This window comes from Pseudomonas sp. VA159-2, from assembly GCF_024126635.1.
In the GTDB taxonomy this organism is placed as follows: domain Bacteria; phylum Pseudomonadota; class Gammaproteobacteria; order Pseudomonadales; family Pseudomonadaceae; genus Aquipseudomonas; species Aquipseudomonas muyukensis.
This window is the reverse complement of sequence record NZ_JAMYBV010000018.1, coordinates 1-14,269: the sequence shown is the minus strand read 5'-3', so window position 1 is coordinate 14,269 and position 14,269 is coordinate 1. Positions and strand designations below refer to the sequence as shown.

The following is a 14,269-nucleotide window of genomic DNA, read 5'->3' as shown; positions in this document are numbered from 1 at the left end:
TGGCCATACCCACGGAAATACCGAGGCCACCATGGAAAGCATCGACCTGCTGGTGCTACGCACCGCCCACGCCTGGCGCCAGGCCGGCCACCCCGTGCTATTGGCCACCGTCGCCCGCACCTGGGGCTCCTCGCCACGCCCGGTAGGCTCGATGATGGCCCTGCGCAACGATGGCCGGGTGGTCGGCAGCGTTTCCGGCGGTTGCATCGAGGACGACCTGGTGCAGCGCTATACCACCGCCTACGGCGGCCCCGGCCTGCCGCAGCGAGCACCCGAGGTGATCCGCTACGGGGTCAGCGCCGACGAGGCCCACCGCTTCGGCCTGCCTTGCGGCGGCACGCTGGAGCTGATCCTCGAATTCAACCCCGCCGTCGAGCCGCTGCAACAGCTGCTCACCCAGCTCGACGCCGGCCAGCTGGTACGCCGCCAGCTGGCCCTGGCCAGTGGCGCGGTCAGCCTGGCGATCACCGCTACCCCGGGGCAGTTCGCCTTCGACGACCAATACATGGTCAATACCCTCGGCCCCGGCTACCGCATGCTGCTGATCGGCGCTGGCGCGCTGGCCGAGTACCTGGCGACCATGGCCCTGTTCAATGGCTTCAAGGTAGCGGTCTGCGACCCGCGCCCGGAACACATGGCCAGCTGGTCGGTGGCCGGCGTCGAACACCTCAGGGGCATGCCCGATGACGTGGTCCGCGCCTGCAACGCCGACCTGCGCACCTGCATCATCGCCGTCAGCCACGACCCCAAGCTCGACGACCTGGCCCTGCTCGAAGCCTTGCATGGCCCGGCGTTCTACATCGGCGCCATCGGCTCGCGGCGCAACAGCCAGCTGCGCCGCGAACGGCTGATCGAGCATTTCGGCGAAACCGAACAGTCCCTGCAACGCCTCCATGGCCCCATCGGTATCTACATCGGCAGCAAGACCCCGGCGGAAATCGCGGTGAGCGTGATGGCCGAGGTGCTGGCCGCCAAGAATGCAGTGCGCCTGCCGCACACGGTCAGTGTCTGCAGCGCCAAGACGCGACAGCTGCCGCTGGCTTAATCGGCCAGCAGCTTGTCCACGGTCAGCGGGAAGTCGCGCATGCGCCGGCCGGTGGCGTGCTGCACGGCATTGGCGACCGCGGCGGCGACACCGATGATGCCAATTTCGCCCACGCCCTTGGAGCCCAGTTCATTGACGATGTCGTCCGGCTCGTCGACGAAGATCACCTCGATGTCGCCAATATCGGCGTTCACCGGCATGTGGTACTCAGCCAGGTTATGGTTCATGTAGCGCCCCAAGGCATGGTCGATCTGGGTGTGCTCCTGCAAGGCCATGCCCAGCCCCCAGACCACGCCGCCAAGGATCTGGCTACGGGTGGTCTTGGGGTTGATCACCCGGCCTGCGGCGATGGCGCTGACCACGCGGGTCACCCGCACCGTGCCCAGCGCCTCGTCCACACGCACCTCGACGAACACCGCCGAGTGGGTGGCGCTGGCGAAGCCCTGGCGCCGCGCGGAGGGCTCGGCATCCACCGTCACCTCCAGCGCATGCCCCTGCAGAATCCTCTCCAGCGCGTAGCCACTGCCACCGACCCACAGCTTGCCGTCACGCACCACGAAGCGTTCCGGCGCTTCACCCGTCAGCGCCGGATATTGCGCCTTGGCCGCCTTGACCAGGGCCCCGCGCAGCAGCTGGCACACCTGGCGCACCGCCGAGCCCACCGAGGACACGGTAAACGAGCCCCCTTGCAACGGCGCGCTCGGCAGCGCGCTGTCGCCCAGCTCGAAGGTCACATCCGTCACCGCCATGGCGGCGGCATCGGCGGCGATCTGCGTCATCACGGTGTAGGTACCGGTGCCAATATCGGTGGTCGCGCTGCCCACCCACAGGTGGCCATCCAGATCGAGCCGGGCCCGGGCACTGGCGCTCATCTGCATCGCCTCCCAGACACCGCCAGCCATGCCCCAGCCAACCCGCTCATGGCCCTCGCAGCGGACACGCGGTCGAGCATCTCGTCGGTGCCAGCCAAAACGGGCGGCGCCTTGGTCGTAACAGGCCAGCAGCGCCTTGCTGGAGTAAGGCTTGCCCTCGTTGCCATTGCTGTCGGCGAAGTTGCGCCGCCGCAACGCCAACGGATCGATACCGACCTGCCGTGCCAGTTCGTCCATGGCACACTCCAGGCCGATCAAGCCCAGCGCGGCACCGGGGGCGCGCATGTCCAGCGGTGTGTAGACATCCAGCGGCACCAGCTTGTAGGCCATTGCCACGTTGTCGCAGCGGTAGAGCATGCCGCTCCACTCCACCACATGCTCGGTGAAGTCCTCGAAGCGAGAGGTCTGGGCGATGGCCTGATGATGGATCGCCTGCAACCGCCCCTGGGCATCGGCGGCCAGGCGCAGGCGCTGCACGGTCCTGGGCCGGTAGCCAAAGGTGAACATCTGTTGGCGGGTCAGGCTGACCCTGACCGAACGCTTGAGGCTGAGCGCGGCCATGCTTGCCAGGGCCAGCTGGTACTGGGGGCGCAGGCCCGAACCGAAGGCGCCGCCGACGTAGGCTGCGCACACCCGCACCCGGTCCTTGGGCAGGTTGAATACCTGCGCCAGATAGTCCTGACTGTTTTGCGTGCCCTGGGTCTTGTCATGTACCAGCAGGCTGCCATCGTCGCGGTAAATCACCGTCGAGGCGTGCGGCTCCATGGGGTTGTGGTGTTCGATCGGGGTACTGTAGGTGGCATCGACCTTGAACGGCGCCTGGGCGTAGGCCGTTGCGAAATCGCCACGGGCCTTGGGCAACTCCACCGGCGCATCATGGGCCTGGTCGAACGCGGCGAGCAGGTCGGTCTGGTGGGGCTGTGCATCGATCTCGATGCGCACCAGGCTGCCGGCGTACCTGGCCAGCTCCAGGCTTTGCGCAACGACCAGCGCCAGCGGCTGGCCGCTGTACAGCACCCGGTCGTTGAACAAAGGCCGAAAAGGCTTGCCCGCCGCGGCATCGGCGTCCTGGTAGGGCTCGTCGTCGCCGGCCATGGACGGCCGGTTCTGGTGGTGCAGCACGGCGACCACCCCAGGCACCGCCAGGGCCGCCGCGCAGTCGATGGCCCGCACCCTGCCACGGGCCACCGGGCTGCCGACCACGCTGCCATGCAACAGGCCGTCGGCGGGGTATTCGCCCGCATAGCGCGCCGCGCCCGTCACCTTGGCTGGCCCGTCGATGCGGTCCAGGGGCTGGCCGCTTGAAGGTTGTGGCAGGTTCATGGTCGTTCCCCTCTCTGGGCCTGGGTCAAGGCGCGGACGATGGCGTTGTGCGCCAGGCGAACCTTGAAGACATTGCCCGGCAGGGGCCGGGCCGCGCGCAACAACGCTTCGGCGAAGCGCTCGTAGGTGGCCGCGGCGGCAGACTCACCGACGAAATGTCGCTCCAGCGCGGCATCGCGCCAGGGCTTGTGGGCCACGCCCCCCAGCGCCACGTGCAGGGTACGGATGTGATTGCCGCTCAACTCCAGCGCCGCAGCCACCGACACCAGCGCAAAGGCATAGGAGGCGCGATCACGGATTTTCAGATAATGACTGTGCCCGGCGAATCGTGGCGCCGGCAGTTCGATGGCCAGGATCAACTCATCTTCGCCCAGGGTGTTGTCGCGCTCCGGCGCGTCGTCGGGCAGCCGGTGAAAATCGGCAAAGGCCACGCACCGCTCGCCGCCGCGCCCGCGAACCACCACCCTGGCCTCGAGGGCGGCCAGGGCCACGCACATGTCCGAGGGATGGACCGCCACGCACGACCGGCTCGCGCCCAGGATCGCGTGGTTGCGACTGAGGCCATCGCGGGCCGGGCAACCGCTTCCGGGGGCGCGCTTGTTGCACGGTGTGGCGGTGTCGTAGAAGTACACGCAGCGGGTGCGCTGCAGCAGGTTGCCGCCGCTGCTGGCCATGTTGCGCAGCTGCGGCGAGGCACCGGCAAGGATTGCCTGGGCAAGCAACGGGTAATCCCGCTCGATGAGTGGGTGCCAGGCCAGATCGGCATTGCTGACCAGCGCGCCGATCCGCAGTCCCCCATCGGCAGTGGGGGTGACGTCGCGCAGCGGCAGGTCGTTGATGTCGATCAACCGGGCGGGGCGGGCGACGTTCTCTTTCATCAAGTCGAGCAGGTTGGTGCCACCCGCGATGAAGCATGCGTCGGGCCCCGCAAGCTGCACGGCCTGATCAACACTGGCAGGCTTGGCATAGGTGAAAGGCGTCATGGCCTGGCACCTCCCTGTCCGGTCATCAGTGGCAAGGCCTCCTCCACCGCAGCGGTGATGTTGGCGTAGGCCCCGCAGCGGCACAGGTTGCCGCTCATGCCTTCGCGGATTTCATCGCGCGTATGCGCTCTGCCCTCACCCGCCAGCCCCAGCGCCGAACAGATCTGCCCTGGTGTGCAGTAGCCGCACTGGAAAGCATCATGGCGGATGAACGCCTGTTGCAATGGATGCAATGCATGGTCCTGCGCCACGCCCTCGATGGTGGTCACCGTATCGCCATCGCACATCACGGCGAGGGTCAGACAGGCATTGATCCGCCGGCCATTGCGCAGCACCGTGCAGGCGCCGCATTGGCCATGGTCGCAGCCCTTCTTGGTGCCCACCAGGTCGAGCTGGTCACGCAGCAGGTCGAGCAAGGTCAACCAGGGCGCCAACTGCAGCTGCTGGCGCTGGCCATTGAGGGTCAGCTGGATGGGCAGCAACGCTGCCGTGGGTTCGCGATCGCGCATGATCAAGGCCTCAGGTGGGTTCAGGCAGCAGCGCCGGCTGCTTGTTCTGGTGCGACCCGCGCCAGCGCCTGGCCGTTCAAAGCAATTGCTCAAGTGCCGTGCTCGCCGCCGTGCACATTACCGGCCAGTGGCTATGCTTCACCTCGCAACCCCATTCCGGTATCGACCCCAAGGAAGACAGGCCAATGATCCCAACCCGTTCCCTCGCACGTGCTGTCGCTTTTGCCTCGTTAATGTCCACCGTCAGCTTCACTGCCCATGCCGCCCAGTTGCCCATCGCCAGCGAGGCGCTGCAAAGCCATGTCACCACCGAGGTGACCGCCATCGACCTGGCCAACCGCCAGGTCACGGTCAAGGGCCCCAACGACAAGGACGTAACCTTCCAGCTCACCGAGCAGGCCAAGGCCCTGCCCAACCTGAAGGTTGGCGACCAGGTCGACATCAAGGTGACCCGCGCGGTGGCCTACGTGCTGAACACCCATGAGGGCGGCGCGCCCAAGGCGTCGGTGGAGTCCGGCACCATCCGCGCCACCGCGGCCAACCCCAACCCCGGCGGCGAAGCCTTCCGCCAGGTCAAGGTCACCTCGCAGATCAAGAAGATCGACCTCGAGGCCCACGAGGTCAGCTTGTTGCCGCCCGAGGGCAAGCTGCAGGTGGTCAAGGTCGAGGACCCCGAGCTGCAGGCCCGCATGAAGAACCTCAAGGTCGACCAGACCGTCGATGCCATCTATACCGAAGTACTGAGCGTGGAGACCTCGCGCCCAGCCCAGTAAAACCTTTGTCCGGCCCGCGCATCGAACACCTGTGAGCCCTTGCCTTTTCTGGAGGTTTCTTATGGCGATGCGCCTGGCCGTGCCTTTGTGCTGCTGCCTCACCCTTGCGCTCACGGGCTGCTCCAGCGCCCGCGACGAGCGCCCACCGCCCACCACGCAACAGGTCGAACTACCGCGCTACCAGGGCACCTGGTACGAGCTGGCGCGCCTGCCGATGTTCTTCCAGCGCAACTGCGTGCAGTCCGAAGCCCACTATGAGCTGCGCGAGGATGGCCGCATCGACGTGACCAACAGCTGCCTGGAGCAAGACGGCCAGCGCAACGAGGCCCGCGGCATCGCCGAGCCGCAAGTGGCTGGGCGCACCGACAAGCTCTGGGTGCGATTCGACAACTGGTTCAGCCGCCTGGCACCGAGCCTGACCAAGGGCGAGTACTGGGTGCTGTACCACGACCCGGACTATCGTGTGGCGTTGGTCGGCCATCCCAACCGCGAGTACCTGTGGCTGCTGTCACGCACACCGACAGTCAGCACCCAGGCCCGCCAACAGTTGCTGGAGCTGGCACGCCAGCAGGGCTATCCCACCGACCCACTGATCTGGCGTCAACCCGCCCCCCAGTGACGGCCGCCATCAGCCCCGGTAAGGTGAGCCACCCGGCTCACCCTAAGGATCGCGTGCAATGATCACCTGCCACCTCAAGTACCTCATCGACCCGTACCAGGTCCCAGCCTTCGAAGCCTACGCCAAGCTGTGGATCGGCCTGGTCAACCGCATGGGCGGCAGCCACCACGGCTACTTCCTGCCTAGCGAAGGGGCCAACAATGTCGCCTATGCCCTGTTCAGCTTCCCAAGCCTGGCGGCTTACGAGCAGTACCGCAGCGCCTGCGGGACCGACCCTGAGTGCATTGCCGCCTTTGCCCTGGCGACCGAGCAGCGCTTCATCCTCAGCTATGAGCGCAGCTTCCTGCGGCCGCTGCTCACCTGACACTGGGTGGACTGAGTCAATTGCACTGAACTAAAGCGCCTTGCTCACGATCCTCCCTATGCGCCCTGCGCCCCTGGATCGCCGAACGACAAGGAGCCTCCGTGACCACGACCACCCTGCCCCGTACCACCCCCGGCCCGCTGCATGCGACCCTGCTCGCCGGCAGCGTGCCATTGTTCCTCGGTGCACTGCTGAGCGACCTCGCCTACTACCAGAGCTACCAGATCCAGTGGAGCAACTTCGCCGCCTGGCTGATCGCCGGCGCCCTGCTGTTCAGCGGCCTGGCGCTGTTGTTCGCCCTGGTCAACCTGATCCGCGCGCCGCGCAAGGCCGGCCGCCCCACCTGGTATTTCCTGGTGCTGCTGGCGACCTGGCTGCTGGGCCTGGTCAACGCCTTCGAGCACGCCAAGGACGCCTGGGCGGTGATGCCCGCCGCGCTGGTGCTGTCGGTGATCGTCAGCGTGCTGGCGCTCATCGCCACCGCCATCGGCATGAGCAACCTGCACCATGGAGGTGAAGCATGAAGCTGGCACTCAGCGCCCTGAGCATGGCCCTGCTGCTCAGCGCCTGCGGCGCTGACGGCGAGCAGACCCAGGCCCACGGCCCGGACCCGAAATTGCCGGCGCCGGAGCGCGGCCTGCTGCCGAGCATGAGGATCGCCCAACCGGCCGCCTGGGGCGAGCAGAAACCCACGGTGCCAGCCGGCTACAGCATCAGCGCCATCGCCACCGACCTGAAGATCCCGCGCCAGCCCCTGGTGCTGCCCAACGGCGACATTCTCGTGGCCGAAGGCCGCGGCGGCAACGCCGCCAAGCTCAAGCCCAAGGACGTGATCGCCAGCCAGATCAAGGCCAAGGGCAACACCCAGGTCACGGGCGGCAACCGCCTGACTTTACTGCGCGATGCCGACGGCGATGGCCGCTACGAACTGCGGACCGTGTTCGCCGACAGCCTCAACGCCCCCTATGGCCTGGCCTACGCCGACGGCAAGCTGTACGTGGCCAACCAGGACGCGCTGGTGCGCTTCGACTACCGGGATGGCCAGACGAAGGCCGACGGCCCACCCACCAAGGTCAGCGACCTGCCCGCCGCAATCAACCACCACTGGACCAAGTCGCTGGCTATCAGCCCCGATGGCCGCCACCTGTACGTCGGCATCGGCTCCAACAGCAACATCACCGAACGCGGCATGGAGGTGGAAGTCGACCGCGCCATGATCTGGCAGATCGATGCCGTGACCGGCGCCCACCGCCCCTATGCCACCGGCCTGCGCAACCCCACCGCGCTGGCCATCCAGCCCGACAGCGGGGAGTTGTGGGCAGTGGTCAACGAGCGTGACGAGCTCGGGCCGGACCTGGTACCGGACTACCTGACGTCCGTCAAGCAAGGCGCGTTCTACGGCTGGCCCTACAGCTACTGGGGGCAGAACGTCGACGACCGCGTGCGACCACAGGACCCGCAGAAGGTGCAAGCCGCGATAAAGCCCGACTACAGCCTGGGCTCGCACGTGGCGGCGCTGGGGTTGGATTTCTCCAGCGCGGCCATGGGCGAGCCGTTCGCCGAAGGCGCCTTCGTCGGTGAGCATGGCAGCTGGAACCGCCCCGACCCGGTGGGCTACAAGGTGGTCTTCGTGCCGTTTCGCGCAGGCAAGCCGGCGGGCGAGCCGGTGGACTTCGCCAGCGGATTTCGCGGCGAGGACGGCAAGACCCGCGGCCGGCCGGTGGGGGTGACGGTCGATCCCAAGGGTGCGCTGATCATTGCCGACGACCTGGCCAATACCCTGTGGCGGGTGACCCGTACGCCGTGATTGCGTGCTGCCACACCGTGCAACCTCAGGGGCCAGCTTGCTGGCGAACCAGGCGCGGTGGCCTGCCTGGCACCGGCTGCGCCGGTGTTCGCCAGCAAGGCTGGCTACGGGTTGTCAGCATCCGCCTGCAAGGCCGTGATGAAGTCTTGCAAAGGCAGGTGCACAGCGGGCCAATCCTTCGCGTAGTAGTGCTCGATCACCACCTGATCGTCTTCAAACGCCACGTAGTAGGCATTGCCACTATAAGCTTCCACCACCCGGTTCTGCCGCGCGGCCAGGGCCTTCTCCAGCAGGTGCTCGCGGGCCACGCCCGTCACCTCGTCGTCGAGGAACTGCTGAAAACCAGAGGGTTGCGGATTGGACATGAGCAGGCTCCTTTGCCGGGACAACGAAAAGAGCCGGGCATTGCGCCCGGCCCTGCCGAGGATGCCGCAGAATCAATAATCAGGAAAGGCAGTGGTCACCACCGTGCCAGTGGCATCCATGTAGCCGACGATATCGAAAGAAGCGGCCGGGTTCCCGGCCTGGCAACTGGCGCCCGAAGGGCCGCGGAACCTGCGTCCGATCAATTCGCCGTTGTTGAAGGCGTGCTGGATGGCCGCCACCACCTTGGCCTGTGAGCAAGCGTCAGGAAACATCGTGGAAAGCGTCTTGGTTGCCCTCACCCCGTGCTGAGCGATGTCAAAGCCGCGCAACACATAGACACCATACGGGCCCCGCGGCCTCGTGGTGGTGGTTTGCCTGAGCGTCACGCCAAAGGGCCAATGGCCTGACGGTCGGCTATGGAAACCCTGCGCTCGGTTTTCGAGCACTTCGCCACAGAACACGTGCTGCTGGTTGATCACCGACACACCGTCCGAATGAGGTTGCGGGCAGACAACGGCCCCTTCGCTGGATGCCTTCGCCGCCCCGAAAAAGACCAGGCCGGCGATCATCGCCAAGTTGATCAGAACCCCACCGGGCCTGAAGACTGCTAAAGACTTTCGCATTTACTCACCCCTCGCGGTGCCAGGACATTGTCCTGCAACTGCACCGTCAATCCTTGTCACAGCTTCTGTCGCGAAGCGCTGCCCTGGAGACAGTCAAGGAGCAGGTGCCAGGTAAGCGACGTCGCGCAAAATCCCGATAGCCGCCCTCAGGGCGCAGGGGCCACGATGCACTCGACAGGGCTGGTGGATGCGGTAATGCGCTAACGCACAGCCAACACCGAACGCCATCTAGGCCAGCGGTGTTCCATAGCGCAAATGAAGAGGCGTTATCGGCCACCTATCGGCTTCCCTTGATAAGTGTCCCTCGCTATCGCGTTGCCTGCCGTCCCGGAGCATCTTTGCCGTGATAACGACAGAACCGGGCATTTCCCCCGGGACCCTCGCCGCTAATCGGCAGGTTTTCACAAAAGAACAACCGCTCTTCACAAAACAGATATTTTTTCTGTTACGAAAATGTAAAATTCGATTTCGCATACCTATAACAAGCTGGAGCTTCACATGTTCGCCTTCTTCCGCCCTGCCGCGCACCAGGCGCCGCTGCCCGACGAGCGCGTCGACAGCACTTATCGGCGCCTGCGCTGGCAAATCTTCGCCGGGATCTTTTTCGGCTACGCCGGCTACTACCTGCTGCGCAAGAACTTCTCCCTGGCCATGCCCTACCTGATCGAGGAAGAGGGCTACACCCGTGGCCAGCTGGGCTTGGCGATCTCGGCCATCGCCATTGCCTACGGCCTGTCCAAGTTCCTCATGGGCCTGGTTTCGGACCGCTCCAACCCGCGCTATTTCCTGCCCTTCGGCCTGCTGATCTCGGCTGGGGTGATGTTCATTTTCGGTTTCGCGCATTGGGCCACGTCCAGCGTGGCGATCATGTTCGTGCTGCTGTTCATCAATGGCTGGGCCCAGGGCATGGGCTGGCCACCGAGTGGGCGGACCATGGTGCACTGGTGGTCGCAGAAGGAACGCGGCGGCGTGGTGTCGGTATGGAACGTCGCCCACAACGTCGGTGGCGGCCTGATCGGCCCGCTGTTCCTGCTCGGCCTGGGCTGGACCAACGACTGGCACGCGGCCTTCTACGTACCCGCCGCGGTGGCGGTGCTGGTGGCGGTGTTCGCCTTCGCGATGATGCGCGACACCCCGCAGTCGGTCGGCCTGCCGCCGGTCGAGCAGTACAAGAACGACTACCCCGAGGGCTACGACGAGAGCCATGAGCAGGAGTTCAGCGCCAAGCAGATCTTCGTCGAGTACGTGCTGCGCAACAAACTGCTGTGGTACATCGCCCTGGCCAACGTGTTCGTCTACCTGCTGCGCTACGGCGTGCTGGACTGGGCGCCGACCTACCTGAAAGAGGCCAAGCACTTCAGCGTCGACACCACGTCGTGGGCGTACTTCTTCTATGAATGGGCCGGTATTCCCGGCACCCTGCTGTGCGGCTGGATGTCCGACAAGATCTTCCGTGGCAACCGCGGCCTGACCGGCATCGTATTCATGGCCCTGGTGACCGTGGCCACCCTGGTGTACTGGCTCAACCCGCCGGGCAACCCGACCATCGACATGATCGCCTTGTTCGCCATCGGTTTTCTGATCTACGGACCGGTGATGCTGGTCGGCCTGCAGGCCCTGGAACTGGCGCCGAAGAAAGCCGCCGGCACCGCCGCCGGCTTCACCGGGCTGTTCGGCTACCTCGGTGGCTCGGTCGCGGCCAGCGCGGCGATGGGCAACACCGTCGACCACTTCGGCTGGGACGGTGGCTTCGTGATGCTGGTGAGCGCGTGTGTGCTGGCGATCGCCTTCCTGATCCCGACGCTGCGCCATACCAAGGCGGCAAGCGCCGGGCGTGAAGCGACGGCTTGATGCATCTGACGGCATGAAAAAGCCCGGGGCATGTGCCCCGGGCTTTTTTGCCTGCCAGGCCTGTAACTGCGCGCCCAGTCCACCGTCACCCTGGCGCGCGACGAGCTTGCCCACGACCGATCGCTTCAGGCCGCCTGGAACAACCGGGTAATAACCGGCTGCTGGCGTTGACGGGCCTGCCAGATGTCGTAATCCACCTGGATCGTCAACCAGAGCCGCGCCGTACTGATACCTGCCATTTCCAGCCGCACCGCCAAGTCCGGCGAGACCGCCGCGCGCGCGTGCAGTACACGGGATAGTGCCTCGCGCGAAAAACCCAGGTGCGCGGCAAACGCCTTGACCGTCAGCCCAAGGGCGGGCAGAACATCTTCACGCAGCGTTTCGCCGGGATGAGGCGGATTGTGCATAGGCATGATAGGGACTCCTGATCAGTGATAGTCGAGGTAATCGACCAGTTCGACGTCGCAACCTGTGAAGCGGAACACCAGCCGCCAATTGCCGGACACGCTGACCGACCAGGAGCCCGCGCGCTCACCCTTGAGTGGATGCAGTTGCCAGCCGGGAATGCACAGGTCGGCGGCGACCACGGCACGGTCGAGAAACTGCAGTTGCCGTCGTAAACGCTGCGCAGGCGCAGGCTGGATACCTCGGATGTTGCCTGTCTCGTGGAAAAGCCGCAGTCCTTTATGGCGAAAGCTGATGATCATCGGAGCACACCGTATCCGTGTTGTGCGAGACGATGAGTGTGACCCCAAGCATCACAGTGGGCAAAATAACATATGTGACGCAATGCGTCACACTATCCGGCGAACATGCGCCCTCCCAACGCTAGGCTGCCAGGTGGCGCTGACAACGCTTGGCTGCGACAGGGTCACAGGTTGCATGTTCTCGCCCGATCCCGCGCCGGACACTGCGCCCGGTGCAGGTTCAGCGCCGTGTTGATGATCCCGATATGACTAAACGCCTGCGGGAAGTTGCCCAGCATACGTTTGCCCGCCGGATCGTACTGCTCGGCCAGCAGCCCTAGGTCATTGCACAACCCGGTCAGCCGTTCATACAAGGCCTGAGCCTCTGCCTGCCGGCCCAGCAGCACATACACATCCGCCAGCCAGAACGAACACACCAGGAAGGTGCCCTCCCCCGGCGTCAGCCCATCGCTGCAGCTGTCGCTGTCATACCGCAACAGCAAGCCATTGCGCAGCAGGCGCTGTTCGACCTGTTCGAGGGTGCGCAGGAAGCGTGGGTCCTGCACCGGCAGGAAGCCGGTCAGGGCAATCTGCAACAGGCTGGCATCCAGTTCGCTGGAGCCATAGGCCTGCACGAAGTACTGCCGACTGGCATCCAGCCCACGCTCGCAGACCTCGTTGCGGATCTGGTCGGCCACCTGGCGGTAATACTCGCCCTGCTCACGGTCTTGCTCGGTGGTTTCTGCCAGGCTTGCGGCGCGGTCGAAGGCCACCCAGGCCATGACCTTGGAATGCACGAAATGCTGGCGGCCGCCGCGCACCTCCCAGATACCTTCGTCGGGTTCGCGCCAGATGCTTTGCAGGTACGGCAGGATCGACCGGGCGATGGCCGCGCTGCGCGGATGCCGCGGCAGGCCGCCCTTGATGGCCTGGCTCATGGCGTCGGCCAGCTCGCCGTAGATATCCAGCTGCCGTTGTTCAGAGGCCGCATTGCCGACCCGCACCGGTTGCGAACGCTCATAGCCAGGCAACCAGGGCAGGGTGGATTCCGGCAGGTCGCGCTCACCGGCCAGCCCGTACATGATCTGCATCTGCTCGGGGTTGCCCGCCACCGAGCGCAGCAGCCATTCGCGCCAGGCCTGGGCCTCGTCGAAGTAGCCGAGGTTCATCAGCGCCAGCAGGGTCATGGTGGCGTCGCGCAGCCAGCAGTAGCGGTAATCCCAGTTGCGTTCGCCGCCGACGCGCTCGGGCAGCGAGGTGGTCACGGCGGCGACCATGCCGCCGGTGGGCGCGTAGGTCATGGCCTTGAGGGTGAGCAGCGAACGGCGTACCAGCCCGGTGTAGGGGCCGACTTCCGGGCAGCGGGCGGCGAAGGCCTGCCATTGGTCGATGGTCTGCTGCAGGTCGTGGTCGACATCGCAGCCGGGCTGCACGGGCAGATGCGAGGCCTGGTGGCACAGGCTGAACACCTGGCGCTCGCCTGGGCCTACGCGAAAGCGGGCGACGCTGTGGTGGTCGCGGCCGTGGGTCGGGGTGCTGCTGCGCAGGATCAGGCGGTCGGGGCCGGCGACAGCGCTGAGGGTCAGGGGGTCGAGTTTTTCCACCCAGGGCACGCTGCGGCCGTAGTCGAAGCGCAGCACCAGGTCCATCTCGAACGCGGTCTCGCCGGCCAGGCCTTCGACGATGCGCAGCACGGCGTTGTGTTCGCCCAGGGGCATGCAGTCGAGCACCCGGGCGCGACCGCTGGCGGTGGCCCAGGTGGTTTCCAGCACCAGGGTGTCGTCGAGGTAGCGGCGTGTGCTGTACTCGACGGGGTCGCTGGGGGCGAGGCGCCAGCGGCCATTCTCTTCGTTGCCCAGCAGGGCGGCGAACACGGCCGGGGCGTCGAAGCGCGGCAGGCACAACCAGTCGAGGGCGCCATCGCGGTTGACCAGGGCGGCGCTACGGCAGTTGCCGATGAGGGCATAGTCTTCGATCTGGGCGGGCATCGCGGGTCCTCGGTGGGGGGCTTGAGGTTGGATGCCAAGGCACGATGGCCGGTTCCATCGAAGCACCCGATGCTGATTGTGCCATTGCCGTTGCTGTTGCCGTTGCTGTTGCTTGTCGAACGAGAGGCTAGCGCCAAACCCAACGTGCGACAGCTACGCCAGTGCAGGCGCCGCCCCTAACTTCGCGACTTCAGGAGGCCGGAGTGAGGGAACCCGGAGCGAAGCGTAGGGCCGGATGAATGGAGCGCACGGTTTTTGGTTCCTTTTTGCCACAGCCACGACAAAAAGGAACTCGCCGTAAAGGCGAAAAGGTGATTAAGCGTCGATATAGCAAATGAATGTGCTTACATCTGTGAATACCCACGCCGACCGACTTTGACTTTGACTTTCAGAGCGTGGGTTTTGGAAGTTATATGCGCATTCATTGGCTATGTCGACGCACAGTCACCTTTTCGCCTTT

General features: G+C 65.5%; 15 protein-coding genes. 7 read left to right on the top strand and 8 right to left on the bottom strand.

Features of this window, described 5'->3' with window-relative positions:
- Positions 1–31 precede the first annotated feature (31 nt).
- Positions 32–1,045: an XdhC family protein gene (locus tag NJG22_RS17440; protein ID WP_253096315.1), complete on the top strand. Its 1,014-nt coding sequence runs from the start codon at positions 32–34 to the stop codon at positions 1,043–1,045.
- Here the strand turns inward: NJG22_RS17440 and NJG22_RS17435 are convergent.
- From NJG22_RS17435 to NJG22_RS17425, 3 genes are read right to left on the bottom strand one after another with little or no spacing between them, the layout of a single operon-like run.
- Positions 1,042–3,240 carry a xanthine dehydrogenase family protein molybdopterin-binding subunit gene (locus tag NJG22_RS17435; RefSeq protein WP_253096312.1) on the bottom strand — a complete coding sequence of 733 codons (2,199 nt, stop codon included), beginning with the start codon at positions 3,238–3,240 and terminating at the stop codon, positions 1,042–1,044. The two genes, NJG22_RS17440 and NJG22_RS17435, sit on opposite strands and share 4 nt — an antisense overlap.
- Positions 3,237–4,223, bottom strand: a complete 987-nt coding sequence (locus NJG22_RS17430; RefSeq protein ID WP_253096310.1) for a xanthine dehydrogenase family protein subunit M — start codon at positions 4,221–4,223, stop codon at positions 3,237–3,239. The genes NJG22_RS17435 and NJG22_RS17430 overlap by 4 nt, the downstream gene beginning before the upstream one ends.
- Positions 4,220–4,732, bottom strand: coding sequence for a (2Fe-2S)-binding protein (locus tag NJG22_RS17425; RefSeq protein ID WP_253096307.1), 513 nt, complete (start codon positions 4,730–4,732; stop codon positions 4,220–4,222). Before NJG22_RS17425 ends, NJG22_RS17430 begins: the two co-directional genes overlap by 4 nt.
- Before the next feature lie 185 nt (positions 4,733–4,917).
- Between NJG22_RS17425 and NJG22_RS17420 the strand changes: the two genes are divergently transcribed.
- The 5 genes from NJG22_RS17420 (at position 4,918) to NJG22_RS17400 (ending at position 8,295) form a co-directional block, all read left to right on the top strand.
- Positions 4,918–5,505, top strand: coding sequence for a hypothetical protein (locus tag NJG22_RS17420; protein WP_253096305.1), 588 nt, complete (start codon positions 4,918–4,920; stop codon positions 5,503–5,505).
- A gap of 61 nt (positions 5,506–5,566) precedes the next feature.
- Positions 5,567–6,124, top strand: coding sequence for a lipocalin family protein (locus NJG22_RS17415; protein WP_253096303.1), 558 nt, complete (start codon positions 5,567–5,569; stop codon positions 6,122–6,124).
- A 58-nt stretch (positions 6,125–6,182) separates the two neighbouring features.
- Positions 6,183–6,488 (top strand): NIPSNAP family protein, encoded by a 306-nt coding sequence (locus NJG22_RS17410; protein WP_253096300.1) that lies wholly within the window; start codon positions 6,183–6,185, stop codon positions 6,486–6,488.
- 101 nt (positions 6,489–6,589) lie between these two features.
- Positions 6,590–7,012, top strand: coding sequence for a DUF2231 domain-containing protein (locus NJG22_RS17405; RefSeq protein WP_253096298.1), 423 nt, complete (start codon positions 6,590–6,592; stop codon positions 7,010–7,012).
- On the top strand, positions 7,009–8,295 hold the full coding sequence (locus NJG22_RS17400) for a sorbosone dehydrogenase family protein (RefSeq protein ID WP_253096296.1): 1,287 nt from the start codon (positions 7,009–7,011) through the stop codon (positions 8,293–8,295). The genes NJG22_RS17405 and NJG22_RS17400 overlap by 4 nt, the downstream gene beginning before the upstream one ends.
- Positions 8,296–8,399: 104 nt before the next feature.
- Here NJG22_RS17400 and NJG22_RS17395 read toward each other — a convergent pair whose 3' ends face one another.
- Together NJG22_RS17395 and NJG22_RS17390 are read right to left on the bottom strand one after the other, a co-directional pair.
- The gene (locus NJG22_RS17395; RefSeq protein ID WP_253096293.1) at positions 8,400–8,660 is read right to left on the bottom strand and encodes a hypothetical protein; all 261 of its coding nucleotides are present in this window, start codon (positions 8,658–8,660) and stop codon (positions 8,400–8,402) included.
- A 72-nt stretch (positions 8,661–8,732) separates the two neighbouring features.
- Entirely contained in the window at positions 8,733–9,284 is a 552-nt protein-coding gene (locus NJG22_RS17390; protein ID WP_253096290.1) for an EndoU domain-containing protein, read from the bottom strand.
- Positions 9,285–9,782: 498 nt separating this feature from the next.
- Between NJG22_RS17390 and glpT the strand changes: the two genes are divergently transcribed.
- Positions 9,783–11,135, top strand: a complete 1,353-nt coding sequence (glpT, locus tag NJG22_RS17385) for a glycerol-3-phosphate transporter (RefSeq protein WP_253096288.1) — start codon at positions 9,783–9,785, stop codon at positions 11,133–11,135.
- A 125-nt stretch (positions 11,136–11,260) separates the two neighbouring features.
- On the opposite strand, the gene NJG22_RS17380 is transcribed toward glpT, so the two are convergent.
- From NJG22_RS17380 to NJG22_RS17370, 3 genes are all read right to left on the bottom strand, one after another.
- Positions 11,261–11,548, bottom strand: a complete 288-nt coding sequence (locus NJG22_RS17380; protein WP_134694187.1) for a HigA family addiction module antitoxin — start codon at positions 11,546–11,548, stop codon at positions 11,261–11,263.
- 15 nt (positions 11,549–11,563) lie between these two features.
- Positions 11,564–11,842 (bottom strand): type II toxin-antitoxin system RelE/ParE family toxin, encoded by a 279-nt coding sequence (locus NJG22_RS17375; RefSeq protein WP_253096286.1) that lies wholly within the window; start codon positions 11,840–11,842, stop codon positions 11,564–11,566.
- 164 nt (positions 11,843–12,006) lie between these two features.
- Positions 12,007–13,809: a glycoside hydrolase family 15 protein gene (locus NJG22_RS17370; RefSeq protein WP_253096283.1), complete on the bottom strand. Its 1,803-nt coding sequence runs from the start codon at positions 13,807–13,809 to the stop codon at positions 12,007–12,009.
- Between the last annotated feature and the right edge of the window lie 460 nt (positions 13,810–14,269).